An 8,223-nucleotide genomic window follows, 5' to 3' on the forward strand; every position below is an offset into this window, starting at 1 on the left:
GTGGGAAGTAAGAATAAATTAAAACGGTTTAAGGAAAACGAAACTTTTGAAAACGTATTTCAACCAACAAGAGAAGAAGTAGTTAACAGTAATTTTCTTTTAAAAGGAAAATGGAATACTACGTTTTTCAAAAATGACAATCCTATTATCATTGAATTAGGTTGTGGCAAGGGAGAATATTCTGTTGGTTTAGCAGCACGTTATCCTGATAAAAATTTTGTTGGTATAGATATAAAAGGAGCAAGATTTTGGCGTGGTGCAAAAACTGCCGTTGAAGATGGAATGCATAATGTGGCTTTTGTAAGAACTCAAATTGAGTTAATTAATTTTATTTTTGCTGAAAATGAAGTAGATGAAATTTGGATTACTTTCCCAGATCCGCAAATAAAATATAAACGCACCAAACACAGAATGACTAACTCAGATTTTCTGAAATTGTATAAAAAAATCCTAAAACCAAACGGTGTCGTAAACCTCAAAACCGATAGCGAATTTATGCATGGTTACACTCTAGGATTGCTTCATGGCGAAGGACACGAAGTGTTATATGCCAATCATAATGTCTACAAAAATGAAGGAGCATCAGCAGAAGTAACTGAAATTCAAACTTTTTATGAGAATCAATATTTGGAGATTAATAAAGCAATTACTTATATTCGTTTTAAAATCAAGTAGATGAGTTTCTTATTGCCGCTTCTTTTTGGGTTTTTTATTTCTTTTTTGGCGGTTATACTTCCTGGATTAATTAATATGACAGGGGCAAAAATCAGCATGCAAGAAGGTAAAAATGAAGCTTTGAGTTTTGCTCTTGGAGCTTCTTTGGTGGTTTTCTTTCAAACATTTATCGCTGTGTTATTTGCTCGATATATTAATAAGCATCAGCAAATAGTTACTACGTTACAAGAAATTGGCATTTTTGTTTTTACAGGATTGAGTATTTACTTTTTTTGGATAGCTAAGAAACCAAAAAAGTTAAACCGAAGTGTTAAAATCAAAGGAAAATCAAATCGGTTTTTCTTTGGAGTATTTTTATCATTGCTTAATTTTTTGCCTATTCCCTTTTATGTTTTTGCTAGTATTAGTTTAGCCAGTTTACGCTATTTTAGTTTTGAAAAAACTCAAATTATTTCCTTTGTTTTAGGTGTAGTTATGGGCTCATTTTCTGTTTTTTATAGTTACATTGTTTCCTTTAAATTAATTCAAAGCAAAACTGATTTTCTACTTAGAAATAGTAATAACATTATAGGTTCAGTAACTACCTTTATGGCAATTATTACCATAATTAAACTATTTTGGAGTTAATGGAAGACAATTTTTTTGAAAGAGTTTATGCTGTTGTGAGACAAATTCCCGAAGGCAAAGTTACTTCCTATGGTGCCATCGCTAAAGCTTTAGGGACTGCTCGTTCTGCCAGAATGGTAGGTTGGGCAATGAATGCTTCGCATAATATAGAAGATGTTCCAGCGCATAGAGTCGTCAATCGAGTTGGTATGCTTTCAGGAAAACATCACTTTGATGGAACTAATTTAATGCAGCAATTGCTGGAAAACGAAGGAGTTAAAATCATCAACAACCAAATTGTAGATTTTGAAAAGCATTTTTGGCAGCCAGAAATGAAATTATAAACCTCGATTTCTATCAATAAAACTATAAACATTTTCAATTCATTAACTATAGTTTCATAACAATTCGTATTATCTTTGCAATCTAAATTCAGTTTAAATAAAAGCAACTGAAGATATTAATGATACCCAAAATGAAATTAGATAGAAAAGAAATTCTTACTGCATTAGAAACCATTACTATTGCTGGTGAGGGTAAAAATATGGTTGAAAGTGGTGCTGTGAAAAATGTATTGACTTTTGGCAATGAAGTAATAGTCGATTTAGTGATTTCAACTCCAGCCATGCACATAAAAAAACGCGCGGAAGACGATATAAAAAAATTGATCCACTCCAACTTTTCACCAGATGCTGTTGTAAAAGTAAATAGCAAAGTAGAAACGCCATCTCAAAACCCTAATCAAATAAAAGGTAAAGATATTCCTGGAATCAGCAACATTATAGCAATCGCCTCAGGAAAAGGCGGTGTTGGAAAATCTACAGTTACAGCAAATTTAGCCGTAACGTTAGCTAAAATGGGTTTCAAAGTAGGAATTTTAGATGCCGATATTTATGGACCATCTATGCCAATTATGTTTGATGTAGAAAATGAAAAACCAATTTCTATAGAAGTTGACGGTAAATCTAAAATGAAACCTGTTGAAAGTTATGAAATTAAAATACTTTCCATCGGATTTTTTACAGCACCAAGTCAGGCTGTGATTTGGCGTGGTCCAATGGCCTCAAAAGCACTGAATCAAATGATTTTTGATGCGGATTGGGGAGAATTAGACTTTATGTTAATCGATTTACCACCAGGAACTGGAGATATTCATTTATCTATCATGCAATCACTTCCAATTACTGGAGCTGTAATTGTTAGTACACCACAAGCTGTAGCATTGGCAGATGCTAAAAAAGGAGTTGCTATGTTTATGTCTGATTCAATTAACGTTCCAGTAATAGGAATCATAGAAAACATGGCATATTTCACACCAGAAGAACTGCCAAACAATAAATATTATATCTTCGGAAAAGAAGGAGCAAAAAATTTAGCAGAAGATTTAGGGGTCCCATTTTTAGGGGAAGTTCCCTTGGTGCAAAGCATTCGTGAAGCAGGAGATTATGGCCGCCCAGCAGCTTTGCAAACAGCATCAGTAATCGAAAGCGTTTTTGAAGAAATTACAAGAAATGTGGTTCAAGAAACGGTAAACAGAAACGAAAGTTTACCGCCAACAGAAGCTATTAAAATAACAACTATGGCTGGATGTTCTGCCGTTAAAGGAAAATAAAATGAATACAGAAGAATTAACTTTAAGTATTGAAAAAGCTTTAAATGAAATCAGACCTTTTCTGAATTCTGACGGCGGAGATATTAGTCTGGTTTCTATAGAAGATGATAAACACGTAAAGGTACGTCTTCAAGGAGCATGTACTTCTTGTAGTTTGAGTATGAGTACTATGAAAGCTGGCGTAGAAACAACAATTAAAAAGTATGCGCCACAAATAGAAACAGTTCAAAACATAGCTTAAAAACAGTCTTAAAGTCAAAATCAATATATATCATTTTATGACTTTCGACTTTACAACTTTATGACTTAAAAATGATTGAAACAGATATACTAATAATAGGAGCAGGACCAACGGGGCTTTTTACTGTTTTTGAAGCAGGATTATTAAAATTAAAATGTCATATTATTGATGCTTTACCTCAGCCTGGCGGGCAATTAGCGGAGTTATATCCTAAAAAACCAATTTACGATATTCCAGGTTATCCCGAGGTGCTAGCAGGTGATTTGGTTGCCAATTTGATGGAACAAATCAAACAATTTCAACCCGGTTTTACTTTAGCTGAAACGGCTGAAAAAATTGATAAGTTAGAAGATGGAACTTTTATAGTTACAACTAACAAAGGTACAAAACATCATGCAAAAGCTATCGCTATTGCGGGTGGTTTAGGAACATTTGAACCGAGAAAACCAGAAATTGACAACATAAGTTTCTATGAAGAAAAAGGAGTAGAATATTTTGTAAAAGATCCTGAACTTTTTAGAGATAAAAAAATTGTTATTGCTGGTGGTGGTGATTCTGCCTTGGATTGGAGCATTTTTTTAGCTGATGTGGCTGAAAAAGTTACTTTAATACACAGAAGAAATGAATTTCGTGGCGCTTTAGATTCTGTTGAAAAGCTTCAAGAGTATAAAAAGCTAGGATTAGTAAATTTAGTTACTCCTGCTGAAGTTATTAGTTTGCATGGTGAAAACCATTTGAAAGCTATTACCATCTTTAAAGATGGAAATTTAGAAATGATTGAAACCGATTATTTTATTCCTTTATTTGGTTTAACACCCAAATTAGGTGCTATTGCTCATTGGGGTTTAGAAATAGAAAAAAATGCCATCAAAGTGAATAACGCTTTAGATTATCAAACCAATATACCAGGAATTTATGCTATTGGTGATGTGAATACATATCCCGGTAAATTGAAACTCATTCTTTGTGGTTTTCATGAAGCTACTTTGATGTGCCAAAGTGTGTATCAACGATTAAATCCAGGGAAAAAATATGTACTGAAATACACCACAGTTTCTGGGGTTGACGGATTTGATGGTACACGAAAAGAAGCTGAAAAAGCCGTTGTAAAATCAATAGAATAAAATGCCTCAAGACATTACCATAAAAATAATAGATCGCAAAGGAATTATTCACGAAGTTCTGGCACCCACAGACATGAACTTAAATGTTATGGAGCTTGTTCGAATGTATGAATTAGCCGAAGAAGGGACCATCGGAATTTGTGGTGGAATGGCGATGTGTGCATCCTGTCAATGTTATGTTTTGAATAATGTTTTAAAAACGGGTCGCAATGAGGATGAAGAGGCAATGTTATCAGATGCTTATCATGTTAAAGACAATTCTCGATTAGGTTGTCAAATTCAGATTACTGAAAACTTAGACGGATTGGAAATTGAAATTGCTCCAGAACAATAGTAATAAGGAAACTTGTATTGTGTTAAGGCAGTAATAATTTTAATGAAGTTACACCAACTCTAAATTAGCTTCAATTTTTTCTTCTATCGCATCCCAAAGTCCAATTCTTTTTTCCAAGGCCTGTATAGATATTTCTTCTACTTCTTTCCACTTTTGAATATCATCTTTACAAAGTTCTGAAATCATTTTCATGGCCATTGGCCCATGTTCATCTGCATCTAATTCAATATGTCTTTCGAAATAATAAATCAATTTTGATAAATCTGTTTCAGGAAAGTTTTGTTGGAAATTTTTCAAAATTTCGGTGAACATAGTTGGAATTAAATCTTCTCTGCCAAATGTAAAAGCAGCAGCAATTTTATGGACTTTACCTTCTTCAATAACTCGGAAAGTAAAATCTAAAAAAGCTTTTATTTTTGGGTGTAAATCACTTTGTTTTATAGCAATAAAAACGTTTTTGGTTTGGATTACGGTTTGCAAAAAAGCTTCCAAATCAGTTGTTTGCGCACCACAACTTTTCATTGCTTCCCTATACATTTCAAAATGACTTAATCTTCTTCCATCAATGGTTAAATCACTTTCTTCGGCCAATACAATTTCGTTAATTAAATAACGAGCCTCAGTGTATTCAGTAGCAAACCAGGGCGTTGTGGTACATGTCAATTTGTTTTGTAAAGCTTTTAATAGCGACATAAAATCCCAAACGGCATATACATGACATTCTAAAAATTGATGTAAATCATCTATAGTTTTAACTTTTTCGTAAAGCGAATGTTGTAATAGAAGATTTTTTTGAGGTTGAATTTTTTGGGTTATATTCGAAAAGTTCATAGCTTTTTTAATAATATTTACGAAAAGTGAAAAAAATGTGTTTGCAATAGTGTACAAATATAAAATGCTTACCCGAAAAGAGAAGCATTTTTATATCAAATTTATTTATTGTTTAATCTATTTATTTGAAGGCAGGGATTCCAGTAATGTCTGCACCGGTTATCAATAAATGAATGTCATGTGTTCCTTCATAAGTTATCACGGATTCTAAATTCATCATGTGACGCATAATAGAATATTCTCCTGTAATTCCCATTCCACCTAATATTTGGCGTGCTTCACGTGCAATATGAATTGCCATATCAACGTTGTTTCTTTTCGCCATAGAAATTTGAGCTGTTGTAGCTTTACCTTCGTTTTTCAAAACACCCAATCTCCATGTCAATAATTGTGCTTTGGTAATTTCGGTAATCATTTCAGCTAATTTCTTTTGTTGTAATTGGGTTCCTGCAATAGGTTTGTCAAATTGGATACGCTCTTTAGCATAACGCAAAGCAGTGTCATAACAATCCATAGCAGCACCAATAGCCCCCCAAGCTATTCCATATCGAGCCGAATCTAAGCACATCATTGGTGCGCCAAGACCAGATTTTCCAGGCAATAAATTTTCTTTTGGTACTTTTACATTATCAAAAATCAATTCTCCTGTAGCTGAGGCACGAAGTGACCATTTATTGTGCGTTTCTGGAGTAGTAAATCCTTCCATTCCGCGTTCAACAATCAAACCGTGAATACGACCTTCTTCATTTTTTGCCCAAACTACAGCAACATCAGCAAATGGGGAATTGGATATCCACATTTTTGCTCCATTTAACAAATAATGGTCACCCATATCTTTAAAGTTGGTGGTCATTCCGCTTGGATTCGATCCATGATCGGGTTCCGTTAAACCAAAACATCCCATGAATTCTCCTGTGGCCAATTTTGGCAGATATTTTATTCGTTGTTCTTCCGTTCCAAATTTCCAAATAGGATACATTACTAAGGATGATTGAACGGATGATGTAGAACGAACACCCGAGTCACCTCTTTCAATTTCTTGCATGATTAAGCCATAAGAAATTTGATCTAAACCAGCACCACCATATTCCTCAGGGATATAGGGTCCAAAACCACCGATTTCTCCCAAACCTTTAATTATTTGTTTAGGAAATTCAGCACGTTGCGCATAATCTTCAATGATTGGAGAAACTTCTCGTTTCACCCAAGCACGAGCTGAGTCACGAACTAATTTGTGCTCTTCTGTTAGTAAATCATCCAACAAATAATAATCGGGAGCTTGAAATAAATCTGGTTTCATATTTATCTTTTTTTTCGCATGTTTTAGCTAACGCTATTTCATAATCTTTAAAATTGTTTACCAAAACTTTTGCAAATTTACATAATCCTTATTAAAATGTTGTTGAACAATTGTTATAAATTTCAATTACATTTTTAAATAAAAGTCTTTAGTTAATGCTGTGTAATCTTCTGTGTATTGATGACGCGCGGTTTCAATAATTAATTCATCGGCAGTTAAAACCGATAGTTCGTAGCGCTTGAAAGCTAATAAACTTCTTTTGACTTCAGTAGTTGGTGTGCCTTTTACGCGAGTAACGTTTATGGGATATAATTCGACTTCAGCACACAACTCAATAAATTTTTCTTCTTCTTTAAATGGAATAATTACAGCAAAAATCCCATTTTCTGATAATAATAAACGAGCAGCTTCTATCAAATCTTCAAAAGGCATCGCTTCTTGAAAACGAGCTAAATCGCGTTGTGCGCTATCAGTTTTATGATTTTCAGAATAAAAAGGTGGATTGGAAATAATTAAATCATATTCGTCTTCTGGTTCGTCCAAAAATTCGTCTAAACCAGCATGGAAACAAAATAATCGGTCTCTCCATGGTGAACTTTCAAAATTCTCTACACATTGCTCATAAGCTTCATCATCAATTTCTACAGCATCAATTTGCGCTGCATTACTTCTTTGCGCCAACATCAAAGATAAAATTCCAGTTCCAGCTCCAATATCCAGAATAGAAAACGGATGATTGTTTATTGGGCACCAAGCACCAAGTATAACAGCATCTGTGCCAATTTTCATGGCGCAGCGGTCTTGTTGAACGGCAAATTGTTTGAATTGAAACATGTTAATTTAGTGATGGATAATAAATAATTGATAATGAAATACTGATAGGAGTTACAATTGTAATTATCAATTGTTAACTATTAATTATCATTTATAAATACATTTCAACTAGTCCTTCTGGTAAATCCATGATGACTTTTTTGTTTTTGCGGTCAATTTCAACTAGGAAATGGTCAATCATTGGTATTAACATTTCCACTGTTCCATTTAATACCTCAAAAAGGGGTTGAGCTGTAGTGTCGTTTATGGAAACAATTTTTCCAAAAACACCTAAGCGCTTATCTTCAATTTCAAATCCTATTACTTCGTGAAAATAAAATTTATTGCCTTCCAATTTTGGCAACATGCTAAGCGGAAGATAAACATCACAATTAAGAATACTATCTGCTTCTTCTTCGGAATCGACATCTTCAAATTGAACGCGAAGAAAGTCGTTTTTATGAAGGGCACTATTTTTAATAAAAAATGGAACCAGATTTTTGTTGAATTCAACAAATACTGATTCCATGTTTTCGTATAATTCGGGTTCATCAGTATCTAAATAGATAAGGACTTCCCCTTTGAAACTAAATTTTTTTGCAATTTTACCTAAATAGAAACATTCTTCTTTACGCATAATTGCTTGAAGTATTAAGCTTCTTTTTCTTCGCTGGTTTCTTCAGCAGC

The 8,223-nt window shown here is 33.6% G+C and carries 11 protein-coding genes; 7 read left to right on the forward strand and 4 right to left on the reverse strand.

The genetic code is table 11. The features are described from left to right. The 7 genes from trmB to ACOYLT_RS09160 all read left to right on the forward strand — a co-directional run. Positions 1 to 675: tRNA (guanosine(46)-N7)-methyltransferase TrmB (gene trmB, locus ACOYLT_RS09130; RefSeq protein ID WP_422853550.1), on the forward strand; the 675-nt coding region annotated here is incomplete at its 5' end. Continuing rightward, positions 676 to 1,302: a LysE family transporter gene (locus tag ACOYLT_RS09135; RefSeq protein WP_422853551.1), complete on the forward strand. Its 627-nt coding sequence runs from the start codon at positions 676 to 678 to the stop codon at positions 1,300 to 1,302. Then, on the forward strand, positions 1,302 to 1,625 hold the full coding sequence (locus ACOYLT_RS09140; RefSeq protein ID WP_422853552.1) for an MGMT family protein: 324 nt from the start codon (positions 1,302 to 1,304) through the stop codon (positions 1,623 to 1,625). The genes ACOYLT_RS09135 and ACOYLT_RS09140 overlap by 1 nt, the downstream gene beginning before the upstream one ends. A 131-nt stretch (positions 1,626 to 1,756) precedes the next feature. Beyond that, positions 1,757 to 2,893, forward strand: coding sequence for a P-loop NTPase (locus tag ACOYLT_RS09145; protein WP_422853553.1), 1,137 nt, complete (start codon positions 1,757 to 1,759; stop codon positions 2,891 to 2,893). 1 nt (position 2,894) lies between these two features. After that, on the forward strand, positions 2,895 to 3,134 hold the full coding sequence (locus tag ACOYLT_RS09150; protein WP_422853554.1) for a NifU family protein: 240 nt from the start codon (positions 2,895 to 2,897) through the stop codon (positions 3,132 to 3,134). A gap of 71 nt (positions 3,135 to 3,205) precedes the next feature. After that, positions 3,206 to 4,258, forward strand: a complete 1,053-nt coding sequence (locus ACOYLT_RS09155; RefSeq protein WP_422853555.1) for an NAD(P)/FAD-dependent oxidoreductase — start codon at positions 3,206 to 3,208, stop codon at positions 4,256 to 4,258. A 1-nt stretch (position 4,259) separates the two neighbouring features. Continuing rightward, positions 4,260 to 4,592 (forward strand): ferredoxin, encoded by a 333-nt coding sequence (locus ACOYLT_RS09160; protein WP_422853556.1) that lies wholly within the window; start codon positions 4,260 to 4,262, stop codon positions 4,590 to 4,592. 48 nt (positions 4,593 to 4,640) lie between these two features. Here ACOYLT_RS09160 and ACOYLT_RS09165 read toward each other — a convergent pair whose 3' ends face one another. The 4 genes from ACOYLT_RS09165 to rimM form a co-directional block, all read right to left on the reverse strand. After that, on the reverse strand, positions 4,641 to 5,423 hold the full coding sequence (locus ACOYLT_RS09165) for a DUF3050 domain-containing protein (RefSeq protein ID WP_422853557.1): 783 nt from the start codon (positions 5,421 to 5,423) through the stop codon (positions 4,641 to 4,643). A gap of 121 nt (positions 5,424 to 5,544) precedes the next feature. Continuing rightward, positions 5,545 to 6,723, reverse strand: coding sequence for an acyl-CoA dehydrogenase family protein (locus ACOYLT_RS09170; protein ID WP_422853558.1), 1,179 nt, complete (start codon positions 6,721 to 6,723; stop codon positions 5,545 to 5,547). Between the two features lie 126 nt (positions 6,724 to 6,849). Then, the gene (locus ACOYLT_RS09175; RefSeq protein ID WP_422853559.1) at positions 6,850 to 7,557 is read right to left on the reverse strand and encodes a tRNA1(Val) (adenine(37)-N6)-methyltransferase; all 708 of its coding nucleotides are present in this window, start codon (positions 7,555 to 7,557) and stop codon (positions 6,850 to 6,852) included. Positions 7,558 to 7,648: 91 nt separating this feature from the next. Next, positions 7,649 to 8,173 (reverse strand): ribosome maturation factor RimM, encoded by a 525-nt coding sequence (gene rimM / locus ACOYLT_RS09180; protein WP_422853560.1) that lies wholly within the window; start codon positions 8,171 to 8,173, stop codon positions 7,649 to 7,651. Positions 8,174 to 8,223: the final 50 nt, after the last annotated feature.

Origin of the sequence: Flavobacterium sp. (genome assembly GCF_049318185.1) — a bacterium.
Taxonomy (GTDB): domain Bacteria; phylum Bacteroidota; class Bacteroidia; order Flavobacteriales; family Flavobacteriaceae; genus Flavobacterium.